The organism is Nakamurella sp., assembly GCF_044224575.1.
GTDB lineage: Bacteria > Actinomycetota > Actinomycetes > Mycobacteriales > Nakamurellaceae > Nakamurella.
In genome coordinates, this window is sequence record NZ_JBGAKE010000009.1 from 39,320 (window position 1) to 65,695 (window position 26,376).

28 protein-coding genes and 1 pseudogene are annotated in these 26,376 nt (G+C 72.2%); 13 read left to right on the forward strand and 16 right to left on the reverse strand.

Translation table 11 applies throughout. The features are described 5' to 3' along the window. Window positions 1–387: 387 nt before the first annotated feature. The 7 genes from ACILSK_RS12110 to ACILSK_RS12140 all read left to right on the forward strand — a co-directional run bounded on the left by ACILSK_RS12110 (window position 388) and on the right by ACILSK_RS12140 (window position 6,649). Window positions 388–732, forward strand: coding sequence for a spore germination protein GerW family protein (locus ACILSK_RS12110; RefSeq protein WP_395727414.1), 345 nt, complete (start codon window positions 388–390; stop codon window positions 730–732). Window positions 733–897: 165 nt separating this feature from the next. Further along, complete coding sequence (locus tag ACILSK_RS12115) at window positions 898–1,554, forward strand: DUF4389 domain-containing protein (protein WP_395727415.1); 657 nt, start codon at window positions 898–900, stop codon at window positions 1,552–1,554. A 253-nt stretch (window positions 1,555–1,807) separates the two neighbouring features. Next, window positions 1,808–2,311, forward strand: a complete 504-nt coding sequence (locus tag ACILSK_RS12120; protein ID WP_395727416.1) for a hypothetical protein — start codon at window positions 1,808–1,810, stop codon at window positions 2,309–2,311. Next, the gene (locus ACILSK_RS12125; protein WP_395727417.1) at window positions 2,296–2,952 is read left to right on the forward strand and encodes an HNH endonuclease; all 657 of its coding nucleotides are present in this window, start codon (window positions 2,296–2,298) and stop codon (window positions 2,950–2,952) included. Before ACILSK_RS12120 ends, ACILSK_RS12125 begins: the two co-directional genes overlap by 16 nt. A gap of 192 nt (window positions 2,953–3,144) precedes the next feature. After that, window positions 3,145–4,290 (forward strand): polyprenyl synthetase family protein, encoded by a 1,146-nt coding sequence (locus tag ACILSK_RS12130; RefSeq protein ID WP_395727418.1) that lies wholly within the window; start codon window positions 3,145–3,147, stop codon window positions 4,288–4,290. Then, window positions 4,287–5,771 (forward strand): phytoene desaturase family protein, encoded by a 1,485-nt coding sequence (locus ACILSK_RS12135; RefSeq protein ID WP_395727419.1) that lies wholly within the window; start codon window positions 4,287–4,289, stop codon window positions 5,769–5,771. Before ACILSK_RS12130 ends, ACILSK_RS12135 begins: the two co-directional genes overlap by 4 nt. Next, complete coding sequence (locus ACILSK_RS12140; protein WP_395727420.1) at window positions 5,768–6,649, forward strand: phytoene/squalene synthase family protein; 882 nt, start codon at window positions 5,768–5,770, stop codon at window positions 6,647–6,649. Before ACILSK_RS12135 ends, ACILSK_RS12140 begins: the two co-directional genes overlap by 4 nt. 39 nt (window positions 6,650–6,688) lie before the next feature. Here the strand turns inward: ACILSK_RS12140 and ACILSK_RS12145 are convergent, their stop codons facing one another. The 9 genes from ACILSK_RS12145 to ACILSK_RS12185 form a co-directional block, all read right to left on the reverse strand. Next, entirely contained in the window at window positions 6,689–8,224 is a 1,536-nt protein-coding gene (locus tag ACILSK_RS12145) for an FAD-dependent oxidoreductase (protein WP_395727421.1), read from the reverse strand. Continuing rightward, entirely contained in the window at window positions 8,221–8,556 is a 336-nt protein-coding gene (locus ACILSK_RS12150; RefSeq protein WP_395727422.1) for a lycopene cyclase domain-containing protein, read from the reverse strand. Before ACILSK_RS12150 ends, ACILSK_RS12145 begins: the two co-directional genes overlap by 4 nt. Then, the gene (locus ACILSK_RS12155) at window positions 8,553–8,900 is read right to left on the reverse strand and encodes a lycopene cyclase domain-containing protein (RefSeq protein ID WP_395727423.1); all 348 of its coding nucleotides are present in this window, start codon (window positions 8,898–8,900) and stop codon (window positions 8,553–8,555) included. The genes ACILSK_RS12150 and ACILSK_RS12155 overlap by 4 nt, the downstream gene beginning before the upstream one ends. Window positions 8,901–8,919: 19 nt before the next feature. Further along, window positions 8,920–10,122: a cytochrome P450 gene (locus ACILSK_RS12160; RefSeq protein WP_395727424.1), complete on the reverse strand. Its 1,203-nt coding sequence runs from the start codon at window positions 10,120–10,122 to the stop codon at window positions 8,920–8,922. Next, window positions 10,119–11,198, reverse strand: a complete 1,080-nt coding sequence (locus ACILSK_RS12165) for a glycosyltransferase family 2 protein (RefSeq protein WP_395727425.1) — start codon at window positions 11,196–11,198, stop codon at window positions 10,119–10,121. The genes ACILSK_RS12160 and ACILSK_RS12165 overlap by 4 nt, the downstream gene beginning before the upstream one ends. A gap of 53 nt (window positions 11,199–11,251) precedes the next feature. After that, window positions 11,252–11,872 carry a lysophospholipid acyltransferase family protein gene (locus ACILSK_RS12170; protein WP_395727426.1) on the reverse strand — a complete coding sequence of 207 codons (621 nt, stop codon included), beginning with the start codon at window positions 11,870–11,872 and terminating at the stop codon, window positions 11,252–11,254. Between the two features lie 142 nt (window positions 11,873–12,014). After that, window positions 12,015–12,518 carry a GNAT family N-acetyltransferase gene (locus tag ACILSK_RS12175; RefSeq protein WP_395727427.1) on the reverse strand — a complete coding sequence of 168 codons (504 nt, stop codon included), beginning with the start codon at window positions 12,516–12,518 and terminating at the stop codon, window positions 12,015–12,017. A gap of 41 nt (window positions 12,519–12,559) precedes the next feature. Next, window positions 12,560–14,128 carry an aspartate:alanine exchanger family transporter gene (locus tag ACILSK_RS12180; protein WP_395727428.1) on the reverse strand — a complete coding sequence of 523 codons (1,569 nt, stop codon included), beginning with the start codon at window positions 14,126–14,128 and terminating at the stop codon, window positions 12,560–12,562. Window positions 14,129–14,295: 167 nt separating this feature from the next. After that, on the reverse strand, window positions 14,296–15,291 hold the full coding sequence (locus ACILSK_RS12185; RefSeq protein ID WP_395727429.1) for a hypothetical protein: 996 nt from the start codon (window positions 15,289–15,291) through the stop codon (window positions 14,296–14,298). Between the two features lie 225 nt (window positions 15,292–15,516). On the opposite strand from ACILSK_RS12185, the gene ACILSK_RS12190 reads away from it, so the two are divergent. The 5 genes from ACILSK_RS12190 (at window position 15,517) to ACILSK_RS12210 (ending at window position 21,147) form a co-directional block, all read left to right on the forward strand. Then, window positions 15,517–16,638: a glycosyltransferase gene (locus ACILSK_RS12190; RefSeq protein WP_395727430.1), complete on the forward strand. Its 1,122-nt coding sequence runs from the start codon at window positions 15,517–15,519 to the stop codon at window positions 16,636–16,638. A 118-nt stretch (window positions 16,639–16,756) separates the two neighbouring features. Further along, a complete protein-coding gene (locus ACILSK_RS12195) occupies window positions 16,757–17,920 on the forward strand; it encodes a glycosyltransferase (RefSeq protein ID WP_395727431.1) in 1,164 nt (387 codons plus the stop codon). 49 nt (window positions 17,921–17,969) lie between these two features. Continuing rightward, window positions 17,970–18,980: a glycosyltransferase gene (locus tag ACILSK_RS12200; RefSeq protein WP_395727432.1), complete on the forward strand. Its 1,011-nt coding sequence runs from the start codon at window positions 17,970–17,972 to the stop codon at window positions 18,978–18,980. Next, window positions 18,977–19,849 (forward strand): glycosyltransferase family 2 protein, encoded by an 873-nt coding sequence (locus ACILSK_RS12205; protein ID WP_395727433.1) that lies wholly within the window; start codon window positions 18,977–18,979, stop codon window positions 19,847–19,849. The genes ACILSK_RS12200 and ACILSK_RS12205 overlap by 4 nt, the downstream gene beginning before the upstream one ends. After that, a complete protein-coding gene (locus ACILSK_RS12210; protein ID WP_395727434.1) occupies window positions 19,846–21,147 on the forward strand; it encodes a glycosyltransferase family 2 protein in 1,302 nt (433 codons plus the stop codon). The genes ACILSK_RS12205 and ACILSK_RS12210 overlap by 4 nt, the downstream gene beginning before the upstream one ends. Before the next feature lie 22 nt (window positions 21,148–21,169). Here the strand turns inward: ACILSK_RS12210 and ACILSK_RS12215 are convergent, their stop codons facing one another. The 7 genes and pseudogenes from ACILSK_RS12215 to ACILSK_RS12245 form a co-directional block, all read right to left on the reverse strand. Continuing rightward, window positions 21,170–22,114: an FkbM family methyltransferase gene (locus ACILSK_RS12215; RefSeq protein ID WP_395727435.1), complete on the reverse strand. Its 945-nt coding sequence runs from the start codon at window positions 22,112–22,114 to the stop codon at window positions 21,170–21,172. 116 nt (window positions 22,115–22,230) lie between these two features. Then, on the reverse strand, window positions 22,231–22,800 hold the full coding sequence (locus tag ACILSK_RS12220) for a Clp protease N-terminal domain-containing protein (RefSeq protein ID WP_395727436.1): 570 nt from the start codon (window positions 22,798–22,800) through the stop codon (window positions 22,231–22,233). Between the two features lie 2 nt (window positions 22,801–22,802). Beyond that, a complete protein-coding gene (locus ACILSK_RS12225) occupies window positions 22,803–23,024 on the reverse strand; it encodes a helix-turn-helix domain-containing protein (RefSeq protein WP_395727437.1) in 222 nt (73 codons plus the stop codon). A gap of 96 nt (window positions 23,025–23,120) precedes the next feature. Then, window positions 23,121–23,819 (reverse strand): chlorophyllase/cutinase-like alpha/beta fold protein, encoded by a 699-nt coding sequence (locus ACILSK_RS12230; RefSeq protein WP_395727438.1) that lies wholly within the window; start codon window positions 23,817–23,819, stop codon window positions 23,121–23,123. Window positions 23,820–24,060: 241 nt separating this feature from the next. Next, window positions 24,061–24,513, reverse strand: a pseudogene (gene rnhA / locus ACILSK_RS12235) (ribonuclease HI); the annotation flags it as partial. A gap of 68 nt (window positions 24,514–24,581) precedes the next feature. Next, on the reverse strand, window positions 24,582–24,959 hold the full coding sequence (locus tag ACILSK_RS12240; protein WP_395727439.1) for a DUF2200 domain-containing protein: 378 nt from the start codon (window positions 24,957–24,959) through the stop codon (window positions 24,582–24,584). Between the two features lie 88 nt (window positions 24,960–25,047). Further along, window positions 25,048–25,758 carry a transcriptional regulator gene (locus ACILSK_RS12245; protein ID WP_395727440.1) on the reverse strand — a complete coding sequence of 237 codons (711 nt, stop codon included), beginning with the start codon at window positions 25,756–25,758 and terminating at the stop codon, window positions 25,048–25,050. A gap of 203 nt (window positions 25,759–25,961) precedes the next feature. On the opposite strand from ACILSK_RS12245, the gene ACILSK_RS12250 reads away from it, so the two are divergent. Then, on the forward strand, window positions 25,962–26,339 hold the full coding sequence (locus ACILSK_RS12250) for a RidA family protein (protein WP_395727441.1): 378 nt from the start codon (window positions 25,962–25,964) through the stop codon (window positions 26,337–26,339). Window positions 26,340–26,376 lie beyond the last annotated feature (37 nt).

The window sequence follows — 26,376 nt, forward strand, 5'->3', positions numbered from 1 at the left end:
CCTGCACACCGAGAACGGCATGCTCAACATGGGTCCCGAGGCGCAATGAGGTCGAGATCGGCCCGGATCTGATCAACGCCGGCACGGTCCCGGTCATCACCGACCCACTCACCGGACTGGGTTGCGTGACGCGGGTCTACACCGACCACGGTGTCTTCCTCATCCGGCCCGAGGGTGTCGGGTCCGGGAGTTGTTCGGCATCGACTTCACCGAACTCGGCCGACGGCTCGACCTTCCGGTTCGCCGCGCCCGCCTCGATGGATGAGTCCCTGCGTGACCGCCCGGCCCGCCAGGACCTTCTCCCCTTCCGTTGCCGGCTGCGGCCCGACGAGAGTTGGCTCCAGCGGGGCCGATCCGCGTGCTGGCCCCCGGAGGCAAGGAGCAGCCATGAAACTCGACGAGCTGGTCAACTCAACTCGGGAAGCGCTGACGGTCAAGAGGGTCTACGCCGAACCGTTCGAAAAGGATGGCCTCGCAGTCATTCCGGCCGCCTCGGTCAGGGGTGGTGCGGGCGGCGGCTCCGGTCACGACGAGAAGGGCCAGGAGGGTGAGGGCGGCGGCTTCGGGATGACCGGCAGCCCGGCCGGGGCGTACGTCGTCCAGGGCGGCAAGGTCAAGTGGCTCCCCGCGGTGGACCCCAACCGCCTGTTCGTCATGGTCGGCTTGGCGGTGATCGCGTACCTGCTCATGCGACCGCGGATGGCTCGCGCCCGTGGCCCGGCCAGTTCCTGAATTCCTCTCGGAAGGATTGTTTGCGGGCCGGCCGCGGCCGTCGATCCTTCCTGGCCGTCGCGGTCACCTCACCGATGAGCGGCACAGCGGCGCCGGCACCCACCCTGGCGACGGGGCACTCCCGGCGTCGCTGCCCGTCGGAACCGAACCGAAGGAGCAACTGCCATGACCGCGCCAACCAAGCCGTACGCTGCCCGGCTCGAGATCGACTACCCCGAGCACCTGGACCGGATCACCACGGCATTCCGGTTCATCTGGATCATCCCGATCGCCATCGTGCTGGGAGCGCTGTCCGCCGCCGCCACGTCCAGTGTCACCGTCATCACCGACACCGGTCAGGTCGTGACCCAGGTCAGCCGGACCGGCGGCGGCATCGCCGGCGGGTTGTTCGCGGCAACGCTGCTGATGGTCGTGTTCCGTCGTCGTTACCCGCGCTGGTGGTTCGACTTCGCCTTGCAGTTCAACCGGTTCGGCGCCCGGGTCGCCGCGTACGGGGCGCTGCTCACCGACCGGTACCCGTCGACCGTCGAGGAGCAGTCCGTCCACCTGGACCTCGACTACCCCGACGCGGAAAAGGATCTGAACCGCTGGTTACCGCTGGTCAAGTGGCTGCTGGTGATCCCGCACATCATCGTGCTCGCGTTCCTGTTCCTGGGCGCCTTCTTCGCGGTCATCATCGCCTGGTTCGCCATCCTGTTCACCGGGCGATACCCGCGCGGCCTGTTCGACTACGTCGTGGGCGTCACCCGGTGGGCGCTGCGGGTCAGCGCCTACGCAACCCTACTGCTGACCGACCGCTACCCGCCCTTCCGCCTCGGCTAGTCCTGCAGTCGGAGATCGTGATCTTGGGCGTGTTGGCGCTGGTCAAGGTGGCCACCGGGCGATCGCAAACGTACTGGTACCTCCGGTCGGCCGGTGCCGGTCCGCACGGACGCGGCTGGCCCCTGCCCCGCTCGGTCCGGCTCCGGCAGCTGGTTCGCCGCCCGGTTCATCTGCGGAACTACGTTCGATGAACATGAACTGAGAAGGTATTACGGCGTTGCCAGCGGTCGTGATTGTTGGCACCATCGAACACATGTCGAGTACCGAACAGGCCGTCGCGATGGTCGCGATGCTGGCCGCGCTCGACACCACCTGCACCGACCCCGAGCGGATCGACGAGATCACCGCCCTGGAACGACTCAAGACCGCGATCACCGCCCGGCAGGCCCGGCTCACCGACGCGTTCGCGGTGTCCCAACGCGCGACGCTGATCAGGGCGGGGTGGAGCGACCAGCACACCGCGCACCAGGCCCGCGGCTGGGCGCACCGCATCGACCCCGAAGGTGCGGTCGACCGTGCCCGCACAGCGGTCACCGACCGGCGGGTCACCATCCGCCCCGCCCCCGACTGCATGACCTATGTGACCGCGCTGCTACCGGTCAAGGAGGGCGTCGGCGTCTACGGGGTGCTGCACCGGGCCGCGATGACCGCCCACTGCGACCCTGACGACCACCGCAGCAAGGGCCAGGTCATGGCCGACACAGTGCCCATGGACGCCCTCGCACGCTCGGGACGATCGGCGTGCGCCGCACCATGACCCCAGGCAACGGCGAGCCCGAACGGCCCGCCGTCGAGCTGCACCCGGTCATGACCGACCGCACCCTGGCCGACCGGGACGACGAACCCGCCCACCTCATCGGCCACGGACCCGTCCCCGCCGCGATCTCCCGTGACCTGCTCACCGCGGACGAACGCACCCGGGTGTGGGTGCGGCGGCTGTTCACCGACCCCGGCACCGGGGACCTGCTGGCCGCCGACGCCCGCCGCCGCGACTTCCCCGACACCGCGCGCCAGTTCCTCGCCGCCCGTGATCAGATCTGCCGCACCCCCTGGTGTGGGGCCCCCATTCGGCACGCCGATCACGCCGTCGCGGTCAGCCGGGGCGGTCCCACCGACCTGCGCAACGGCAACGGCCGGTGCACCGCGTGCAACCTGGTCAAGGACCTGGACGGTTGGACCACCCACGTCGACGACACCGGCGTCATCACCACCACCACACCCACCGGACACGCCCACCACAGCCGGCCACTCCGGCCCCCGACATCCCCACCCTGGAAACCGCGGCAGTCCCCCGGCCCCGGCAGGCCCCCGGCTCGACCCCCACTGCGGATCGAGATCCACTGGCCCGCCGAGAAGTTCAGCCGGCGGGTATCCCGGAGCAGTCCCCTGGATCCGTGATCCAGCCCCGCTCACAACCATGCACGACGACCACCTGGCCGGCGTCATCCGTGGTCTGACCCCCCACCGGCTCACCCGATCGACCCGGACGTGCAGCGGTCTCAGCGCGAAAAATCGCCGCGGCCGCCTCCAAAGGCGTCGTTCGCGAGGTACCGGAAGCGACAACCCACCGGACGCACCGCCGGAAGTGACGTGACCCAGCCGATCGAACTGATGCCAACGGAGCCGGCCGCGACGGGCCGGCTTCTTGCCCTGCCCGACCACGGAACACGTGTCCGGGACCACCTCACCGCCGTCGACGGCCTCCTGGACCGGACCATGGCCGCGCTGTCCGAGCAGTGGGCCGAACTGGTCGGCGGCCGGCCGGCGGACGTGCTCGGCAGCGCCGATCTGCCGCAGCTGCTCACCACGCTGCTGCGCAGCGGCGGCAAGCGGATCCGCCCGACCATGACCTGCTTGGGCTGGGCGGCGGCCGGTGGACCGCACCGCGCCGGCGATCGCCAGACCATCGTGACCGTGAGTGCCGCGCTCGAACTGCTGCACCTGTTCGCCCTCGTCCATGACGACGTCATGGACGAGTCGGACTCTCGCCGCGGCGTGCCGACCATCCACCGCCAGGCCGGGCTTCGCCACATCTCGGCGGGCTCCGCCGGCGACTCCCGATTGTTCGGCACCAGCATTGCGATCCTGGCCGGGGACCTGGCGCTGGCCGAGGCGGAAGGACTGATCGCCGAGACCACGCCCGGTATCCGTCGGCTCTGGCGGCATCTGGTCATCGAACTCGTCGTCGGCCAACGTGAGGACCTGACCGGCACCGCGGCCCGCCGCCGCGACCTGACCTTCGCCCGCACGGTGGCCATCCTCAAGTCGGGGTGCTACACGGTGCAGCGTCCGCTCGAGCTGGGCGCGGCCGCGGCGTCCGCGCCGGAGGCGGTTGCGCATCGGCTTCGGCGGTACGGCCAGACCCTCGGTGAGGCGTTCGCCCTGCGCGACGACATCCTGGGCATCTGGGGCGACCCGGACCGGACCGGCAAGCCGGCGGGCGACGACCTGATCACCGGGAAACCGACGGTGCTCCTGTCCATCGCCCACGACCGGACCCGATCGGGCGCCGCCCGGCGGGCGCTGGATCGGGTGGGCACGCCCGCGTTCGACGGGGTGGACCTGGCGCTGCTGCTGGACGAACTGGTCAGCAACGGAACCCGGTCGGCCGTCGAGCGGATGATCGGGGACGCGGTGGACGCGGCCCTACACGCCCTCGACGACCCGTCGCTCGACCCGGACGCCGCCGACGAACTCCGGCGTCTCGCGCACACCATCGCCTGGCGCGAGCGATGAGCCGGATCGTCGTCGTGGGGGCCGGCCTGGCCGGCCTCGCCGCCGGCTGTCACCTGGCCGGGCGCGGTCACGACGTGCTGGTCACCGAACGGGAATCCATTCCCGGCGGCCGGTCCGGCCGGCAGGCATCCGCCGGTTTCGTCTTCGACACCGGCCCATCGGTGCTGACGATGCCGCAACTCATCGCCGACACGCTGGGGGCCGCCGGCGTGCGGATGACCGACGTGCTGACCCTGCGCCGGCTGGACCCGGCGTACCGGGCCGTGTACGCGGACGGCAGCACCCTGCGCGTGCGCGCCGAGCACGCGGCCATGCGAGCCGAGATCGACGCGGCCAGCGGGCCGGTCGACGCCGCGGCATACGACCGGTTCACCGGCTGGCTCGCGCAGCTCTACGACGCCGAGTGGTCCCGGTTCATCGATCGCAACTTCGCCACCTCGCTCGACCTGGTGTCCTCGCCGCGGGCGGCCGCCCGGCTGCTGCGGCTCGGAGCGTTCGGCCGGCTCGGCCCGGCCGTGCGGCGGCGCTTCGCCGACCCGCGACTGCACCGGCTGTTCAGCTTCCAGGCCCTGTACGCCGGCCTGTCTCCGGACGACGCGCTGGCCCTCTACGCGGTGATCACCTACATGGACACGGTGCAGGGCGTCTGGTACCCCGACGGCGGCATGCACGCGATACCAGCCGCGCTGGCCACCGCGTGCGAGAAGGCGGGCGGCCGGATTCTGTACGGAGCGGAGGTCACCGAGATCCTGCGCCGCGGCGACACCGGGGGCGTGGCAGGAGTGCGGTTCGCGGACGGGGAAATCGAACGCGCGGACGCGGTGGTGCTCACCCCCGACCTGCCGGTGGCCTACCGCCGGCTGCTACCGGAACTGCGCCCGCCCGCAGCCGTGCGATCAGGGACCTACTCGCCATCGGCCGTCGTCTGGCACCTGGGCGTGCGCGGCCGCCCGGATGACGACACCGCCCACCACAACATTCATTTCGGTGACGAGTGGGCGGGCGCGTTCACCGCGCTGCTGCGCGACGGTCGGCTGATGCCCGACCCGTCCCGGCTGGTGACGGTGCCGAGCCGGACCGACCCCGGAGCCGCGCCCGCCGGTTGCAGCACCCTGTTCGTGCTCGAACCCGTGCCCAACCTGACGGCCGACCTGGACTGGACCGTGCAGGCCGGTCCCATGCGCGAGCGGCTGCTGGCCTTCCTGGCCGACGCCGGGTACCCGACCGACATCGTCGTCGAGCAGCTCGTCACCCCGCTGGACTGGGAGCGGGGCGGAATGCACCTGGGCACGCCCTTCTCGCTGGCGCACACGTTCCGGCAGACCGGCCCCTTCCGGCCGCCGAACATCGAGAAGCGGGTGCCCGGCGTCTTCTTCGCCGGTTCCGGGACGGTCCCCGGCGTCGGCGTCCCGATGGTGTTGATCTCCGGGAAATTGGCGGCCGACCGGATCGACCGTTACGTGGGAGCAGGTGCGCGATGACGCTGGCGGTCGACGAGCACCTGCTGCAGACCGGGTACCGGCAGTGCGCCGAGATCACCCGGCGACACGGCACCACGTACTACTGGGGTACCCAACTGCTGCCGCGGGAACGGCGCCGGCACGTCCACGCGGTCTACGCCCTGTGCCGCCGGGCCGACGACATCGTTGACGATCCGGCCGCCACCGCGGGTCGCGATCCGGCCGAGATCCGGGCCGAACTGTTCGGTTTTGCCGATCAGTTCCGCAGCGCGGGGCAGTGCGGCCCGACCGATCCGGTCCTGGCCGCGGTCGCGCACACGGTCCGCACCGTCGGCATCCCGCAGGAGTGCTTCGATCGCTTCTTCGGGGCCATGGCCATGGACCTGACCATCACGCGGTACGAGACGTGGGAGGACCTGCTCGGCTACATGGAGGGGTCGGCCGCGGTGATCGGCGAGATGATGCTGCCGGTCCTGCAACCGCTGGGCCCTGAGGCGATCGAGCCCGCGCGGGCCCTAGGCTTCGCCTTCCAGTACACCAACTTCCTGCGCGACGTCGCCGAGGATCTCGACCGCGGGCGCATCTACCTGCCGCAGGAGGAGTTGCGCCGGTTCGGCGTCCGGCCGGTGGACCTGGGCCGCCGCCGGGTGACCCCCCAGTGGCGTGACTTCATGGCCCACGAAATCGAACGCGCGCGCGGCCTGTACCGGGTCGCGGACGGCGGCCTGCCCTGGCTCCCGCCGCGTTCGGCCCGCTGCGTGGCCACGGCCCGGGTGCTCTACTCCCGGATCCTGGACCGGATCGAGGCCGCCGACTACGACGTCTTCCGGGTCCGGGCGCGGGTGCCCACCTGGCGCAAGGCCGGCACCGCAGCCCGGATCCTGGTCACCGGTCCCTGATCACCCGTCGCTGAGCAGAACTGCCCCAGCGACGCCTCGTCACACCGCGAGTCGGCGCAACGCGCGGATCGCCGGCACCCGCGACGACAGCGGGACCGACCACAGGTCGTGCCCACGCAGGCCCCAGCCGGCCAGCAACGCGTTGGCGGCCTGCCAACCGGTGGTGGCCGCCCGTTCCATCAGCGCGACCGGCAGATCACAGCGCACGCCGTCCCCGGCCAGCACCAGCCGGGCGTCGTCGGTGCGGACACCGGGCCGGTGCCGCCGCTCCCCCGGCCGGAACGACGGGCAGTCGTCCGAGACGAGCCACTCGTCGGCCAGCACCGCGGCCGAACGACTCTCCGGGTAGACGGCGGCCAGTTCCGCCCGAAGAGCGGACCGCAACGCCGGTTCGGACCACCGGTCGTCGATCGCATAGGCGTGCACCTCCACAACCGATCCCCCGCGCGTCCCCGCCCAACGACGGGCCCCCGCCTCGTACCGGTCCAGCACCGACACGTTGTCCAGCAGTTCGAAGCCGCCGGTGCCCAGGAACGCCGGCCGGTCGGCCCGGAGTGGGGTGTCGAGCCACAGCCGCCACACGACGAAGCGGGGTGCGTTGCCCGTCCTGGTCAGCGACTCCCGCCAGCCCTGTGCGGGCAACCCGGTGGCGTCGGCGACGAGCCGGCGGGTGGTGCGGGGGTCGGCGGCCAGCACGACGGCATCCACCTCGATATCCCGGGCACCGGCTCGCGCGTGTACCGGGCCGGCCGCGGTGAACCGCAGATCGTCCACCGCGGTCCCGGTCAGGACCTCGACTCCGGATCGAATCATGTGGTGCTGCAGCGGGTTCCAGAACACCGTTCCGAAGTCGTCGGCCGCGACGTCGAACAGCAATCCCTCGGACGAGCCGACGAAGTACAGGTGGAACATCGCCAGCAGCTCCCCGGCGGCGTACTCGGCGGGGTCGGCGAAGAAACTGCGGGTGAAGACCTCGAGCGCCAGGTGGCGGACGGCCGGCGGGAAGTTGAGCTCATCCAGGAAAGTGCCGGCGCTGATCGCGTCGAAGTCGTCGAAGGACCGCGGGAAGTCCAGATCGAGCATGCTCGACGACGCCGCGATGTCCGCCCGGAAGAGCGCACGCGGCCCGAAATTCGGGCTCCGCAGCGCGTACCAGAACAGATTGGCCGGCGGGGTCCGGGGCACCCGGGCGAACGAATCGGCCGCCCCGTCGGCCATGACCACGGGGTAGTCGGGCACCGGCAGCAGGCCGGCCAGGGCCGGGTCGACCCGCCGCAACAGGGCCCGCAGGTTGTAGTACTGGCGGAAGAACGCGTGGAAGCCGCGGCTCATGGTGACCTGGTCCCCGCCGTGCGACACCGGCCACGACCGGACCCGGCCGCCCAACTGCGGTTCCCGCTCCGCGAGGACGACCCGGATCCCACGTTCGGCGAGGCCAACGGCCGCCGCGATCCCGGCGATTCCGCCGCCCACCACCAGCACCCGAGGCGCCGGCGCCGCCGCCCGCAGCGCCCCACCGGCCGCCGGGTGCCGGACCGCCTTGCGGTCCCGTCCCGGCCGCCACTGCGCGCTCATGATGCCGCCCCTTCCCGATCGACCGGCCGCACTGCCGCGCGCCGGCCCAGCCAGGTCCAGGCCACCAGGGTCAGCGTCACCAGGCCGAAACCGAATCCGAGATCCTCGACGGGCGCCCACCCGAGCCGGATCCCCAGGATCACCTCGGGGTCGTACTGCACGATCCCCAGCCCGGTCAGGATGCCGTTGACGATCAGCTGGAAGAACACGACGATCGCATAGCTCGCCCAGAACAGCCGGGTGCGCAGCAACCGCGTGCGCAGGACCACCAGGTCCAGCAGCACGGCCACCCCGATCGCGACGAGCGCCGCAGCGGTGTAGGCGCCGATCATCGCCGGTCCTCCAGATCGTCCGCGGCGACGCCGGCCCAGCGCGGCTTGAGCCGGCGCACCGCCTCGAACGTCAGGAGGGCACAAATCGGAACGACGAGGAAGAACATCAGTTCCTCCCAGGGCAGCGCGCCGACGAACAGGCCTGTCAGGTACTGCTCGTCGAACCACCACCAGCCGGCGTGGGTGGCCAGATAGTCCCAGAGCACGAACGCGGTGGCGACCGGCAGGATCGCCGCCGCGGCCCGCCGCCACTGCCGGTACACCCGGGCTCCGATGACGAATTCGAGTGGGGCCGTCAGGACCAGGCAGGCCAGCAACACCGCCAGGTACGTCAGGTGCTGCACCGGGACACCTCCGAATCGGTCACGAGCGGGGCCGGTGTTCCAGTATCAGCGGCCCCCGGGGGGTCAGCGTCAGGACGCCGGCCGGCCGCGGGTCACCGGCGACCCGGCGCAGCGTGCCCCGGGCGAAGGCGCGCGTCGCCGCCTCCACCATCGCGATGGCCAGTGCTGCCCCCAGGCAGCTGCGTTCGCCCGCTCCGAACGGCAGGTACCCCCAGGCCGGCAGCGGCTGGTCGAAGCGTTCGGGACGAAACTCGTTGGGCTGCAACCACATCTGTGGGTCACGGTGGGTCAGGTACGGGCTGTACAGGACCAGCTGCCCGGCTCGGATAAACCGGCTGTCGATCTCGACGGGCCGGGTCGCGACGCGACTGCCGATCCATCCGGCCGGATACAGCCGCAGCGCCTCCCGCACGGCGACCTCGGTGCGATCCACGTCGTTCAGGTCGGACCGTCCAGCCACCTCCCACAACGTGAAGGCCAGCGTGTGTGCGGTCGTGTCGTAACCCGCGGCCAGCGCGACCCGGGCCTCCTCGGCCGCAACCGGCCCGGGCAGGCCGGCGAACGCCTCGATCAGCGTCGCCGGGGGTGGATCGGCCATCGCGTCCTTCAGGACGGCGGTCATCCGCCCGATCCGGACCGGACGAGGGAGCAGCGGCGCGGGCAGCGCCCGGTCCAGTGGGGCCAGAAACCGGCCCAGGTCGACCGGTGGGTCGCCGGGACCGAAGAAGGCGTCGGCCAGCATCCGGCGGACGATCGCCGCGGCCCAGGAGACCGCGTCGAAGACGCCGGTGGGCAGCCATCGATCTACGACGCCGTCGAACCGGCCGGAGAACAACGGGGTGACGGCACGGCGGTGGAACGCCGGGTTGAGCCGGCTTCGCCGGCGGCGGTGCCCGGGGGCCTCGAGCGCGATGACGCCGCCGCGCAGGAACGGCGACAGCTGGCTCATGCTGCCCCGGCTGCGGAACGTCTCCAGGTCGCTCAGGATCATCCGGTTCCACTCGGGCCGGTAGCCGACGAGCGCGCTGCGCCAGAGCCGCACCCGGAACACCGGTCCCAGCCGGGCGCCCTCCTCCAGCAGGGCGATCGCGTCGCGCCCCCATCGGGGCAGGTGACCGCTGAGCCGGGCGCCGGCCGGGCTCGGCACGGTCGACCCCGGAGCGGGGTCGAACTGCTCGGCGGACTGCGGTGGGACGCCCGGGTACAGGTGCGGGCGGCTCACGTGGCGTAACTTCGGCCCCGCCAGACCTGCCGCCGGCGCAGGCCCTGCCCGATGACGGGAATCGCGGCGATCGGCGAGGCGGCGACCGCCAGCACGGCCACCCAGTCGCGGCCACCGGTCTTGAGCTCCAGCAGGGCGCGCTCGGCCAGGCCGAGGGCGGGGGCCAGCCGCCACCGCGGCCGGCCGATCCCCAGCAACGGCGGCGCGGTGTAGGCCAGCACATGCCAGCACCAGGCCGCCAGCACCAGCCAGCGGCGGCCGCCCGCCATGGGCAGCAGGCCGCGACCCAGGCCCGCCACGACCTCTCGCCGGTTCCGGTACATCCGCACCTGCGCGGTGGCGCCGCCGAGGGCCAGACCCAGCCGCAGACCGCGCGCCCGGACGGCCCGGGCCAGGGCGACATCCTCCACGACCGCGGCGCGGACCGCACCGAAACCACCCACCGCTACGTACGCGTCGCGGCGGAACGCGAACAACGCCCCATGGGCGGTGGCGGCGGACCTGACCGGCATCCGCAATAGGCCGAACGGGAGCCAGCACAGCAGCACGTCGACGATCAGCGGAGCCAGCAGGCGCTCGCTCCAGGTCCCGGTTCGGTGCCGCGGGAACACCGAGAACACCCGTGCCTCCTGGCGTTCCATCTCGCCCAGGAACGAGTGGGCCGCGCCGGGCGCCAGCAGCACATCGGCATCGCAGAACACCAGCGTTCCGGCGTCGCTGGCCTGCGCGAGCTGCGTGCAGGCCCACGTCTTGCCCGCCCAACCCGGCGGTCGCGGACGGCCGGTGATCAGACGGGTGCGGGTGTCCGGTGGCGCGCTCCGCAGCATCCGCCGAACGACGGCCGCGGTGCCGTCGGTGGACCCGTCGTCGAGCAGCACCACCTCCCCGAATCCGGCCGCCAGCATGCCCGGCAGCGCCAGCGGGATCCGCTCGGCCTCGTCGCGCAGCGGGACGAGCAGGGCCGCATCCCGGTGGTTCGACCGACTCGCCGGAGGATGCCCGGGCAGGGTGGGGAACCACCACAGGTTGGCGACCAGCACGGCCAGCTTGACCGAGAGGAAGGCGAGCACCGGCACCGCGGCACGGTCGATCGCGCCCCCTCCGATCGGCCCCGGCCGTCGCGGGCTCGTCACCGGGAAATCCGCTCGGACCAACTGCGCACACCTCGTACTACCTGCCGGTACCCCGGCAACGGATGCGCGGGATCCGCCGCCGCCAGGGCGTCGTCGAGAACCGCGAGCCGATCCGCCAGGATTCTCGGCAGTCCGGCCACGGCGGGCACCGGGACGACGTCGAGGTAGGCCTCCGGGGCCTGATGTCCGCGGAGCACGATCCGCGTTGCGACCGCCAGCGGCGTCGCGCCCGCGCGCCGGGCGAGCCAGGCCGCGCCTGGTCGCACCGGGCCCAGCGGGCCGGGCGCACGCAGCTCACCCTCCGGGAAGATGACGAGCACCCCGCCCGACACCGCCAGCTCGGCGGCCGCGCGCAACCGGTCCGAGCCCACCGCGCCGGCCCAGCCGAACACCGTCCGGGACGCGATGTTGGCCGGATCCATCAGGACGCCGACATCGCTCCGACCGGCCGCCCGCAGGGCCGAGAGGGCGACGAAGTAGTCCCACCAGCTGTGATGATTGGCCGCCCAGATCGCTGACCCGGTCGGTAGTTCGCCACGAACCCAGACCCCCCGCAGGTTCCGGCGGACCAGCCGGTCCAGGCAGAAGCTCGCCGCGGCAGCGGGTTTGCTCGCCATCGGCGCCGGACCTGCGCCGATCTTTCGCCGTCGCGGCGACCCGGGCGGGCGTGCTCCGCCCATTGTCTGTCGCACGGAACCACCGTAGGCCGGACCTTCCCGCCCTGGTTGATCTTCCTGGGCTCGGTCGAGAGAGATCTCGTCAGTCAGGCAGTTCGATCACGATGCCGGTGCCCGACCGGGTCGGGGTTGCCCCGAAGGCCCGGAACAGGGTCATCACCGCGTCGTTCTCGACGGCCACCGATGTCACGATCCGCTTGGCCGGGCGGGGCCGGTTGGCGGCCAGCAGATGTCCAAGGACGTGGCCCAGGCCGGCGCCCTGGTAGTCGTCGGCAATCGCCATCCCGACGTCCAGCAGGTCCGGGTCGTCCGGATAGCGCAGGATCCGGGCGACCCCGACGAGCCGATCGGAATCATCGAAGGCGGCGAAGGCCACGTGGTCGACCCCGTCGACCGAGTCGACCAGATGCCGGAGCGCGGCGGCGCCGAGGTTCCGCGGTGCCGAGCCGAACCGGAGCCGCTTCGAGTTTGCCGAAAGCTGCTGAAACGCGTCCGCGAGCGCGGCCCCGTCACCGGCGTGGAGCGGACGGATCAGCACCTGCCGGCCGTCGCGCAACGTCACCCACGCCGGGTCCTGATCGCTCATCCCGTCCCAGGGTACGGTCCTACGCCGGCCCGCCGCTCGTCCTAGATCGCGACGATCAGCTGCACCAGGATCACTTTGGCGATCATGCCGACGGCGAACAGGGCAGTGAATCCGGCGCCCAGACGTTCGTCGTCGACCTTGGAGTTGCCGTAGGCCAGGATGGCCGGCTGGCTGATCAGCCCGGCGAGGAGGCCGGCGGCACGTACCGGGCTGGTGCCGAACATCCTGGCGACCACACCGAGGATGACGTCGGTGATCACGACCACGACGATGCCGGTGAGCACGATCCGCAGTCCCGCGCCGGTGAATGCCTGGGACGCGAACGCCTGCCCGGAAGCCAGTCCGGTGGCGGCCAGGAACAGCAGAAGTCCCAGTTGGCGGATCGTCAGGTTGGCCGAGTTCGGCAGGCCCCAGACGATCCGCCCGGTCCGCTCCTGCCGGCCCAGGATCATGCCGACGACCAGCGGCCCGGCCGAAGCGCCCAGACTGAGGCTGATACCGCCGGGGATGGGCACCTTGACCAGACCGACCAGCAGGCCCGCGGCCAGTCCGATGCTCAGGCTCAGCGCGTCGACCTCGCTGATCTTGCGCTCGGAATCGCCGAGGTAGTGGCCGACGTCGCTCATCCACCGGCGCGGTACGACCACGCGGAGCCGGTCGCCCAGTTCGACGACCAGGTCCTCGCGGGCAAGCAGTTCGGTGTCACCGCGGCGGACCCGGGTGATGATCCCGTCGAACCGGCGGGGGATGTCCAGGCTGCCGACCGTCCGCCCGGCAATCATCGGGCTCGAGATCAGGATCCGCCGGTAGTCGACCTCGGAGCGGTCATGGGCCAGGTGGCGCTTCGCCCGGCGGCCCAGGAAGTCGCAGGCAGCGGCCGCCGGTCCGGCGGGGCCGATGATGACCACCCGATCCCCCGGGGCCAGCTGCTCGTCGTCCCGGACCACCCGGGTGACCTCGTCGCGACGCAGGTAGGAGAAGCGGATGAGGTGTTCGGCGAATCCGGGCACGTCCGACAGGCGGGCCGGTCGCTGCACTTCGATGGTGAAGTCGACCAGCGCCTGCGCGGCCACGGGCGGTTGATCCTTCGGGCACGCCCAGGTCCGGTTCAGGATGACGGACATGGCCACGATGGTCAGCACCACCCCGAAGGGATAGGTCAGCGCGTATCCCACCGCCGGTTCGTTGCTGGCCGCCCGCGCGGTCGCCGAAGCCAGGGCCGGGGTGCTGGTCAACGCGCCGGCGAACGCGCCGCCCCGGACCGCCGAGTCCAGCCCCAGCGCACCCCCGACTCCGATGACCAGGACGGTGGAGATCGCCAGCACGCCGAGCGCGCTGAGCATGATGGGAAGTTGGCTCCGGACCGAGTGGAAGAAGGCCGCTCCGGAGGCCAGGCCGACCGTGTACACGAACAGGGCCAGGCCCAGCGTGCGGACCAGGTCCAGGCCCTCACCCAGCCGCGGGTCGATCGCTCCGAAGGCCAGGCCGACGAACAGGGCGCCCGCCGGTCCGAGCTTGACCGCACCGAACGGCACGATCCCGAGCAGGGTGCCCAGGGCCACCACCAGCATGACCGTCAGCAGGGGGCTGGCCGCGAGAAGGTCGGTCATCGTGCGCCGGGCTCAAGTCGGCCGCGGACGGGCTCCGGGCATCCACACCGGGGTCGTTCGGCTGCCGGCATGGCTGCCCACCTCCTCGGGGACGGCGATGAGCACCACTGTCCCGCGCGACCGGTCGTCCGGGGCAGGGCAGGAAGTCCCTGATCAGGGCGATGCCGTCAGGCCGTCCGGACCTTGTCGCGGAGCCAGGCGAGGTACGTCTCGGCCACGTCCCCCGTCGTCGGGCCGACCCGCAGACGGTCCGGCAGCCAGGTGAGCACCGGATCGGCCAGCGCGAGTTCCACCTCGGCGCGCAGCCGTCCGGGCCGGTAGAGCCGCACCGCTCCGGGCAGCCTGTCCCCCAGCTCCTGCGCGTAGCGGCCGGCCCGCACCAGCGGCCGCCGTCCCGCGCCGATCCACGAGTTGATCGAGGCGGACGCCGAGATCCGGGTCTGCGGGGCGACCGGCACGACCGGCGCCCGAAGCTGTTCCACCAGTTGGTGATCCGGGACGTATCCGGTGGTCCGGAACAGGATCCCGTTCCGCTCGGCCACCGACGACAGTTCGGCCGGCAGGTCGCCGTGACGGGCCGACGGTCGCCCGATCGCCAGCACGGTGACCATGGGGCGGATACCGGCCAGCTCGTCCAGCAGCTCGCGGTGCCCCTTGCCCGGGTACAGGAACCCGAGGACGGCCACGATCGGCGGACCGGCCGGCAGGGCCGGACGCGGCGGCGGGCCTCCGGCCGGGTCGATGGGCAGTGGAACGACCGTGACGCCCTCCTCCGGAACCCCGACCACCTCGCGCAGGAGCGAACGTTCGTGGCCGCTGGACACCGCCACACCGGCCGACGCGGCCACGAGCGCGCCATAGGTGTGGGCCCGGCGACGGACCAGGGCCGGCCCGTCCGACACCTGCGGAACGTCGTGCAGCGTGAGGGCCAGGCGCACACCGCGACCCGCCAGCGCGTGCACCAGCGCGGGCAGGACCACATCGGGATCGGCCGCCGCATCCGCGATCAGCCAGTCGCTGACGTGCAGGTGCAGCAACCGAACCGTCGATGGCAGCCGGTGCGCCAGGTCGGCCAGCCGGGCCGGGTCCGGTTCGTCGAGCACCGCACCGGTGAAGCCGAGATCACGGCCGGTTGTTGCGATGCATCGCGCCAACCGCGACACGCCGTGACCCTCCGGTCCGCACGTGCCCAAGGCGATGCGGTTGTCGAGGGGATGTCGGTTGCCGGCCACCACTGCCCTGTTCCCCGTCGCTGATCCCACGAACAGCCGCCGTGCGCCGGGTGTGGGCACCGCCGGGCGGGGTACCTCGCGGTGGGACAGGTGCGGCTCGTCCGCGACGCCGGCGACGCGGCCGCGGCCCCCGGGGTGGAGCAGGCGTGACGAACCATGACGATGAGGGAGGCGCTGATGGCCGCGGGCGCCACCCTGCGCGTCGCGTCGATCCCGGCCGGCCATCCCTATGTCCGGCACCTCGCCGCCGTCGACGGACCCGACCGGGTGGTCCGGCTGCCCGACCCGGTCCCGGCGGTGGCCGACCCGGTCCCCGGTCAATGGTGGCCGCCGGTGATGTTGGACCGTGCGTGGATCGAGCAGCATCGCCACGAGTTCGATCTGATGCACCTGCATTTCGGCTTCGAGTCGGCCGACCCGATTACCCTGGCCGGCTGGTGCGCCGACCTGGCCGGCGCCGGAAAGCCGTTGGTCGTCACCGTGCACGACCTGGCCAACCCCCATTTCGTCGACCAGCGCCGCCATGTCGCGCTGCTGGACGTCCTGATCCCGCGCGCGGACGGGCTGATCACCCTGACCGCCGGTGCCGCGGCCACCATCCGGCAACGGTGGGGTCGCCGGGCCACCGTGATCCCGCATCCGCACATCGTCGCGCTCGATTGGACCGCCCCGAGCCCGCCGCCTCGGCCGAACGATGACTTCGTCGTGGGCCTGAGCGTCAAGGACCTACGGGCCAACGTCGACCCGCTGCCCGTGCTGGCCGCGCTGGCGAAGGCGCTGCCCGAGTCGCCCGGGACCACCGTCCTGGTCGACCTGCACCCGGAACTGCTGACCCGCGACGACCCCAGCGCCGCGGCCCTGCGCGCCTTCCTCGACGGCCGGAAGGCCGCCGACGGCTGGTCGGTGTGGCCCCACCCGCGACTCACCGATGCGCAACTGTGGACCCATCTGCACTCGCTGGACCTGTCGGTGCTGCCCTACGCGTTCGGCACCCACTCGGGCTGGCTCGAGGCCTGCGTCGATGTCGGAACTGCCGTCCTGGTACCGGACATCGGCCACTACGCCGAGCAACACGGGCATCCCACCTTCCCCCGCGCGGCCGACGGCGCCGTCGACCCCGCCGGGTTCGCCGCGGTGTTGCGCCGGATCCGGCGCGACCCGGCGCTGGCCACACCACCCAAGCCGGACCGCCGCGCCCAGCGGCGCCACATCGCCGACGCCCACGTGCGGATCTACCGAAGCGCAGTGGCGACCGCCGGGGTGAGATCGCTTCCGTGACGGCCCGTCACCCGGTGCGCACGGTTGGCGCGCACGCGGTCCGGGTACCTCGTTGGACGGCAGCAGCATCGACCACCGGCCGTGGGTGAGGCGCTCGCTCCGAGCAGAAGGAGGTGCATTGTTGGTATCCGAAACGACCCGTCGCGGCGGAGCGCCGGCGACCAGCTTCAAAGTCCTGATCGTCGCGTCGCTGCGGTACCCGATCGGTCAGCCCTTCGCCGGTGGGCTCGAGGCGCATACCTGGTCGCTGGCCTGCGGGCTGCGCGCCCGGGGTCACTCGGTCCTCGTCGCCGGCGCCGCCGGGAGCGATACCGGCGTCGTCGACTACGAATTCGGTGAGCTTCCGGTCATCGGCCGCGCGGAGCGGCCCGACATCACCGAACATCCCCTGGTCAGCCGGGCCGAGCGGGCGGCCTACGCCGGACTGACGGACCAGCTCCGCGACGGCCTGCTCGGATCGTTCGATGTCATCCACAACAACGCGCTGCATCCCGTTCCGGTCGAACGGGCGAGCACCCTGCCCAGCCCCATGGTCACCACCCTGCACACACCGCGGTTGCCCTGGGCAGGCCGGCTGCTCGGCAGTCCCGCCCGGGCGACCGTCACCCGGGCGCCCGGGCGCGATCCGAGTTTCGTCGCGGTCAGCCGGGCCACTGCCGCCCTGTGGCGTCCGCTGATCAACCCGAGGGTCGTGCGCAACGGCGTCGACACCACCGTCTGGCGAGCCGGCTCCGGCGGCCCGGGGGCCGTCTGGTCCGGACGCATCGTTCCGGAGAAGGCCCCGCACCTGGCCATCGACCTGGCGCGGGCGGCCGGGATCGAGCTGACCATCGCCGGGCCGGTCATCGACGAGGACTATTTCGCCGGGGCCATCACGCCCCGTCTGGGACCGCGCGTGCGCTACGCCGGGCATCTGGCCCAGGCCGACCTTGCGGACCTGGTCGGGAGCAGCGCAGTCGCGCTGGTCACCCCGGTTTGGAACGAGCCGTTCGGGCTGGTCGCCGCGGAGGCGCTGGCCTGCGGCACGCCGGTGGTGGCATTCGCTCGCGGAGGTCTGCCGGAGATCGTCGATCCCGCGGTCGGCCGGCTGATCCCACCGGTTTCCGGGCCGGAGTGGCGGCGGGACCGCCTGACGGCCGCGGTCCGGGCGGTCACGGCGGCGACCGCGTTGGACCGGCGGGCCGTCCGGCGTCGCGCGGTCGCCCGACTGGGCCGGGTGGCGATGATCCGCGGGTACGAGGGTGTCTACGCAGATCTGACGCGGCAATGGAACGCGGCATGAGCCGCCCGGCCAGAGCGATCGGTGACCGCCGGACCCCCGGTGCGCACCGTTGATCGGCTACTACGTCCACCACCATGGACTGGGGCATCTGCAGCGAGCCCGCTCGATCCTGACGCACCTGGACGGCTCGGCGACCCTGCTCAGTTCGCTGCCCACTCCCGACGCCGACCTGTCCTGGGTGCAGCTGCCCCTGGACAACCTGTCCCGCCCGGTGGACCACACCGCGCACGGCACCCTGCACTGGGTGCCGCGGCATGATCGAGGCCTGCGGCGCCGCATGGCGATGCTCGCCGACTGGATCGACGCCGCTGATCCGGACCTGATGGTGGTCGACGTCTCCGTCGAGGTCGCCGTCATGTGCCGGTTGATGGGCGTGCCCACGGTGGTGACGGCGATGCCTGGAGACCGATCGGATCGGGCCCACCGGTCCGCCTACGATTCCGCCCACGCGATTCTCGCTCCTTGGGCGGCCGAGTTCAGCGCCGGCCAGTGGTCCGACCGCTGGCCCGCCAAGACCTTTCATGCCGGCGCCATCTCCCGGTTCGCCGGCCGCCGGCCCGCCGCCGCGGGCGGCCACGGCGGGCCCCTTCGCGTGCTGGTGTTGTGGGGCCAGGGTGGGAACGATCAACCCGGTGGCTTTTTCGACGCCGCGGTGCGCGCGACACCGCATTGCCGGTGGCGGCAGGCCGGAGTCGGCCCCGACGCGGGCCGTTCGATCTGGGACCTGCTGTGCTGGTCGGACGTCGTCGTCACCCACGGTGGCCAGAACGCGGTCGCCGAGGTGGCCGCCGCCCGGCGGCCGGCCGTCGTCATCGCCCAGCAGCGCCCGCACGGCGAGCAGGCGGCCACGGTCGCGACCCTCACCCGGTCCGGTCTGGCGGTCGGCCTGGACGCGTTCCCCGATGCAACTCGCTGGCCCGACCTGCTCGCCCGGGCGGTCGCGCTCGGCGGTGACCGGTGGACCCGATGGGCGCCTCCGGACGCCGCCCGCCGGGCCGCGGAGTTTCTCCGGGCCACCGCCGACGAGGTCCGGCACTGCGTCGTCGAGCCGACCGCATGACGACCGCGGTCGTCACCATCGTCCGTGGCCGGCACGAGCATCTGCACGCGCAGCAGCGCGGGCTGCGCCTGGGCCACCGCCGCCCCGACCTGTATGTCGTGGTCGGCATGGGCGATCCGGACGCCACCGCCGCGACCCGCACGGGACCGCTGGCCGGATCCGGCTGCACCCTGCTGCTGCGTGACATCCCCGGCGACGGAGCACTTCCGCTGGCCGCCGCGCGCAATGCCGGCGCCGCGGCCGCGCTGGCCGCCGGGGCCGACATCCTGGTCTTCCTGGACGTGGACTGCGTGCCGGGCCTATCGCTCGTGCAGACCTACACCACCGCCGTCCTGAACGAGGCCCGGCCGGCCCTGCACTGCGGGGTGGTGCAGTACCTGGCGGAAGGGATCGACGCGGCCCGCATCGATCCCGGCGCCCTGCACGGGCGGCCGCACCCCGCCCGCCCACGACCGGACCGGGGACGATCGATCCCGTCGGCGGACTGGCAGCTGTTCTGGTCGCTGTCGTTTGCGGTCTCGGCCCACACCTGGCGGCGGCTCGGCGGGTTCTGCGAGGAGTACCGCGGCTACGGCGGCGAGGACACCGATCTGGGCTACCACGCGTTCCGGCTCGGCATCGACCTGCGGTGGTGGGGTGACGCCGACGCGTTCCACCAGTACCACGACTCGCCCTCGCCGCCGACACCACATCTGGTCGACATCGTCCGCAACGCAACGATCTTCCACCGGCGCTGGAGATTCTGGCCCATGCAGGGATGGCTGACGGCCTTCGCCGACCTGGGCCTGGCCCGGTACGACCCGGACCGCGACGCCTGGACCGTGGTCGACGCCGCGGCGGCGGATGAAGCGTCGACGGCCGCACCGTGACCTCGGTCGAGGTCTCCGTCATCGTGCCGTACTACGACGACCAGACCCGGTTGACCCTGCTCCTCGCGGCGCTCGCCCAGCAGCGGGGTGGGGTGCGGTTCGAGGTGGTGATCGCCGACGACGGATCGCCGATCCCGCCGACGATCCCGGATGACCTTAGTTTCGCCTGCCGCGTCGTGCGGCAACCGAACGCCGGCTTCCGCGCGGCGGCCGCGCGGAACCTCGGCGTGACCCGGGCGCGAGCCGATCTGTTGCTCTTCCTGGACGGCGACACCCTGCCCACCGCCGGGTACCTGCGGTCGATGGTGGACCGGCTCCGGACGATCGACGACGGGCACGGCAGCCTGGTCGTCGGTCGCCGGCGACACGCGGATCTCCGATCGATCGAACCGGCGCAGGTGCTGCGCTTCCTGCGGCAGGACCCGGCGACCGCCTTCCCGGCCGGGCCGGCCGGGCTGCGAATCCTGGACGATCCCGCGTGGCTGCACCGCGGGTACGCGCGCACCGACCACCTCGCTTCGGCCGGGGAGGAGGACTTCCGGCTGGTGATCTCCGCGGTCCTGGGCCTGGACCGCCGGCTCTGGCAGGCCACCGGCGGGTTCGACGGCAGCTTCGTCGGGTACGGCGGCGAGGACTGGGATCTCGGCTGGCGATCGTGGCTCGCCGGCGCCCGAATGGCCCACGAACCACGCGCCGTCGCCTGGCACGACGGGCCCGATGCGGCCGGCCGGGGCACCGACCCCACGGTCAAGAACGCCGAAAGCCTGCGGCTGGCCAGGACCGTGCCATTGCCGTCGGTGCGCGGACCCGGGCTCGTGCTGGACCAGCCGGACATCGTGGTGCGGTACGCCGGCCCCACGACGGGAACCTCGGCGGACGCGGCCGTGGTCGCCTGCGTGACCGGCCTGCTGGCCGATGTCGATGCCGCCGTGTGGTTCCCGCGGTGTGCCGACCTCGGGTCGGCCGGCGGTGCCGACCGATCATCGGGTTCCGCGTTGCCGCCGTTGCTGACCGGTGACCCCCGGGTGCACGCCGGCGACGTGCCGACCGAGATCGCTCGACGGGCCCGCCATCTGGTGACCGTGCACCGGCCGCTGCAGCTGGCCGCCCCGCTCGACCGGTGCTGCGCCGCCGGTGAATGGGAGCGGGCGGGTTGGCTGCAGATCCGGCGGACCCGGGCGCTGAACCGCAACGAACCTGCGCCGGCCGGGATCCCGGCCGATCCCGGCTGGTCGGCGCCGCCGATCCGACCCATCCCGGACGACGTGTCGCTGGAGCGGTGGTGGGCGGGATGGTGAGCGGCCCGGATCCTCGCGTCTGTCAGCCGGGCAGCCGGCCGCCGGCCAACCTTCGGTACCGGTCCTGCGCCGCCCGGTCCAGCACGCCCCGGCCGATCAACGCCAGCAGGCACCGCAACGCCAGTCCGAAGCTGCCGTAGGCCACGTCCGCGATCAGTGCGAGCCGGCCGAGTTGGGCGTCGGTGTACTCGTCCAGGCGGACCGGGTCGCGCACGTACAGCAGGTCGGCCTCGACGAGCTGGCGGGCGGACCGCTCCAGCGGGTCGGCCCAGACCACCGGAGCGATCGGCCAGGTCCGCGTCGTCACGAATTGATGCGGCACGAAGCCCTGGCCGCGCAGTTCCAGGTCGACATCGGCGAACGTGGGTTGGTCGTGGTACAGCCGGTGGAACCCGACCTCGGTCTGCACGGCTACGGCCCCTTCGAGCCGGGCCCGGCCGGCGGTCAGCACCGGCAGTTCGCCGCCCTGGATATCGATCTTGAGGAAGTCGATGTCGGCGATCTCGGCGATGTCGTCCAGCCGGTGGGTCTGCACCGGCTCCCGGCCGGTCACCCGGGCCAGCTGCGGAAAGTCGATCAGCAGGTCCAGCTGGGCGGCATCCGGCTCCAGCAGGCTGGCGAAGCCCGAGGTGGCGCACAGGTGCAGGGTGTGCCGGCCGCCGTCGCCGACCGCGTAGGGCAGGTATCGCTCGTCCGGTCCGGCCCGGCCCAGCAGGTCGGCCAGCGCCGGCGCCTGCGGCTCGAAACCGGTGACCCGGCAACATCCGGCGTCCAGCAGCGGGCGGTACGGCGGATCGCCGTCGATCGGGTTGGCGCCGATGTCGACGACCTCGACCGGCGACCGGCCGGGCCGATCACCGGCCAGCGCCGGCGCCAGCAGATCGCGCACCTGGCGGACGATCTCCGGGTCCGGGAGCACGCCGACCGGATCGGGTCGGCGGACCGAACGGTCGAGATCGCCCGTCACCGGCGGCGCAGTCCTCACCTCGTGGCGGTACCCCGGCGACGCCGGAATCAACCGGGGTCGGTGACACCGCGCGGTGGCCGCCGCGGGCCGGAGTAGCGCGGCGGCCGATGGCCCGATCAAGCGGCGCGGCGTAGCCGGCTCTCGGTGGCGCGGCGCAGGGCCGCGAGATCGACGTCGAAATGCGCGAGCGCCGCGCGCATCTCCCGGTCGTCGGAGCGGAGCACGCCGAGCAGGACCGACTCGGCGCCGATCGAATCCTGGCCGAGACGAATGGTTTCCCGCAGCGACAGCTCGATCGACTTCTTGGCGCCCTCGGTGAACGGCACGTGCCGGCCGTCCGCTCGGCGATGCCGGCGCAACGGCCACCGGCGACCGGCCGGTGGGTCCTCGTCCAACGCACCCGGGCCGAAGGTCGATTCCACCGTCGTCCGGATCGCGCCCAGATCGATGCCCAGCGCGGACAGGGCCGATGCGTCCAGGCCGCCCCGATGGTGCTCGGCCACCCACTGCAGCAACGGCGCTGGTTCGAGGTGCCGCTCGGCCAGCAGGTCCGCGGTGGAGCGATCGGGATCGGACAGCCCGATCAACAGGTGAATGGCTCGGATCTTCCGGTCGTTGGTGCTTCGCGCGGCCTCCTGGGCCGCCACCACGACCGCGCGGGCGTCCCGGCTGAATCGCTCGAACATGGTCAGATCCTCCGATGGTGCTTGCGGTGAACGGTCTGTTTGGTGACCCCGAGCCGGTCGGCGATCTCCTGCCAGGACCAGCCGCGAGCGCGGGCGCCGGCCACGTGCAGGGCTTCCAACCGTTCCAGTAGAACGCGCAGCGAGGCAACCGCCCGCAGGCCGACCGCCGGATCCGTGCTGTCGAGTGCGCCGGCCAGCTCGGCGGCGGTGGGGGTCTCGGTCATGTTGTCAGCATAAGCTGACGTCGAGCAATCGTCAACACATGCTGACGTCCCCCGGACCGGTCCCGGTCGCCGGTGATCGCTCGCTACCGCCGGGGCTCACCGCAACACAGTCGTGCCGGCCACCGGGGGAAGGTCCGCGGCCGTGTCGACCGCGGCGATCCAGGCGATCAACAGGGCAGTCAGAACGCCCCGGGCGCCGTCCGGATCGGCGCCGCCACCGCAGAGCCGGCGGCCCATGGTCCGCGGCCGGCCGTCGAGCAGATCGGCGTGCCCGAGCCCGTCGACCACCACGTGCCGGGCGGCCCGGTTGGCCCGCGCGAACTGCCGGTGGTTGACCGGACCGGGCGCGCATCGACCCTCGACACCCGCGCCGACGACCAGAGTGGGTGCCGGCCAGGTCACCGGAGCCGCCGTGCTCGTCGGTCTGCTCGGCGCCCGCCCCGCGCCGTCGACGGGGTCGATCACCATCAGCGAGGCCGGCAGATCACCGGCGGGCAGCATCGTCACCGCCCGCCAGGCGGCCTGCCCGCCGCGGGAGTGGCCGGCGAGGTGAACCCGCGATCCGGGGTGTCGAGCCGCCGTCACCCGCACGAGATCCGCCGCCCGGCCGGCCTCATCGGCGATGTCGACCCGGCCGGCGAGCACGCCGAGACCGCGGCGGTACAACTGGGGCACCAGCACCGTGGGCCCGGCGCGAGCCAGCGTCCGGGCGACCGTCGAGTACGCCGGCGGCGCGATCATGAAGCCGGGCAGCAGGACGACCAGGTCGGGTCCCGCTCCCTCGACGGTCAGCACCGGGTCAGGCTGCCGTCGCGCAGCCCATGCACACCCATTTCGCCCCGGCCTTACCGATCCGATCCCCCACGGCAATCCGGCCGGCGCACTGCGGGCAGGTTCCGGGGAACCGGGCCGCCAGCCCACCGGAGCCCGCGTTGCCCGACGTGCCCGACGTGCCCGACGTGCCCGACGTGCCCGACGTGCTCGGGGAACGAGCCGGCCGGCGCCGGCCCGGACGCCCGTCGCCGGCCGGACCCTCGCCCATGCCGCCGGGCACCCCTGCGTTGGCCAGCGCGTCCGCCCGTTCGTTCCCGGGGTCGCCCGCATGCCCCTTCACCCACTGCCACTCGACCGTGTGCCGGTTCGCCTGCTCGTCCAGTTGCTGCCACAGGTCGACGTTCTTGACGGGCTGCTTGCTGCCGGTCAACCAACCGTTGCGACGCCACCCGAGCAGCCACTTGGTGATGCCGTTGAGCACGTAGGTGGAGTCGGCGTGCACGGTGACCACGGTGCCATCGGGCAGGCTGCGCAGCGCCTCCACGACTGCACGCAACTCCATCCGGTTGTTGGTGGTGGCCGCCTCGCCGCCGGACAGTTCGACGTCCGGTCGTCCGTCCGCGCGGATCAGCGCACCCCAACCACCCGGGCCGGGATTACCCCGGCAGGCTCCGTCCGACCACACCCGGATCCGCTGCTCGTCCACGACGACGATCCTGCCTGACGAACCCGGGTCGACGGGCACCGGCGCGGACAGGGCGTGTCGGCCCCGCGAGGGAACGGTCACCCGCGGGTGGCGGCCGGCCGCGCGGCCGCCGGGTCGATGCGGAGGATCTTGACCAGGGGCCGGCCATTGGCCAGTTCGTCGACCAGCTTGTCCAGGTAGCGGATCCGCCGCATCAAGGGATCCTCGACGTCCTGGACCCGCACGCCGCAGACGGAGCCGGTGATCAGGGCAGCGTGCGGATTGGGCCGAGCGGCGGCAAAGAACTCCTCGAAGGTGCTCTCCTGGTCGAGGTGGCGGCCGAGTTCGGCCTCGTCGAATCCGGTGAGCCAGCCGATGACCTCGTCGAGCTCGTCCTTGGTGCGGCCCTTGCGTTCCACCTTCGTCAGGTACAGCGGATAAACCGACGCGACGCTCGTGGTGAATATCCGGTGCACCCCCGCACGATACGGGGCCCTGGTGCTCGATCGGCCGGTCGACCATCCGGCCACCGGCGCGAACTGACCGGTGGAACGGCCGGCACCGTCAGGAAGCCGCCTTGCGCAGTTCGTCGAGGTAGGCGTAGGCCGTCACCTTGGAGATGCCCAGGCGACGGGAGACGAGCTCGACCGACCGGCGAATCTCGAACGCACCCTGCTGGTCGAGGGTGGCGAGGACGTCCATCCGGTCGGCCCGGTCCATCATCGAGACCGGCTTGCCGACCGCGTCGACCGCCGACTCGAACAGTGCGTCGAAGACGGTCGCGATGTCCGGGGCGTGCGTCTCCTTGGCCCGGGTGTCCGCACCCGTTGCGGGCAGCAGCGAACCGATCAGCGCCTGAACGTGCTGCAGCGGGGTGATGTCGACGTTGACGCAGAGCGCGCCGATGATGTGGCCGGCCGCGTTGCGGTAGTAGACCGACGAACAGTGCAGCTGCCGGCCGTCCTCGGTCTGGCCGCGATAGCCGAAGGCGTTGTGCTCGGCCGCTTCGTCCCGCAGGACCTGCAGGCCGAGGTTCGTCGACGGCCCGCCGACGGATCGGCCGGTCACCTGGGGGTTTTCGATGGCCCGGATCGTGTGGCGCAGATCGACGTGCCGGCTGGACAGGTCATGCAGGACGACCTCGCAATGCGGCCCCACGGCCGTGGCGATGGCCCGCATCACCGGGGCCAGCAGCGCCTGGAGTTCCTCGATGGTCTCCACCGTGCCCGGGTCGACGGCGTCACCGCCCGTCGCGCGCGCACTCTGACTCGCCATCCTTGTCTCCTCCCGGGCCGGTCCCTCCGGCTAGCTTAACAATCTGTATTGGGTATGGACAGATAGTCCAAGGTGCCTTACTCTTTGTTCAGCGGTAGACGGTCTGTTCGGATGGTCGGAGGTTGACGGCCCGGAACCCCGTCCCGGTCCAGCCCCGTGACCCGGCGGAGCGCTGCCCCCTTCGAGAAGATTGGTGCGATCAGATGCCCAAGGTTTGCCTTTCCAGTGAGCTGTCCTCGCCGCCCGGCGGCCCCTACTCGCAGATCGTGATCCATGACGGCCTGGTCTACCTGGCAGGCTCCACCCCGCACACCCCTGGTTCCGGAGAACTGGTGGACGGCGGCTTCGACAAGCAGGCGCGGCGCGCGTTCGACAACCTGCAGGCCCTGGCGGCGGCCGCCGGCACCGACCTGTCGAACGCGTTGAAGGTCACCGTGTACCTGCGGGACTGGGCCAACTTCCCGGCGATGAACGAACTGTTCGGCCAGTACATGGGGGCGCAGCCGCCGGTGCGCACCACCATCCCGGTCGACCTGCCCGGATTCGAGATCGAGATCGACGCAATCGTCGCCGCCGCCTGACGCGGCCTCCCGTCCCGCCGCACCCCCCGATCCGACC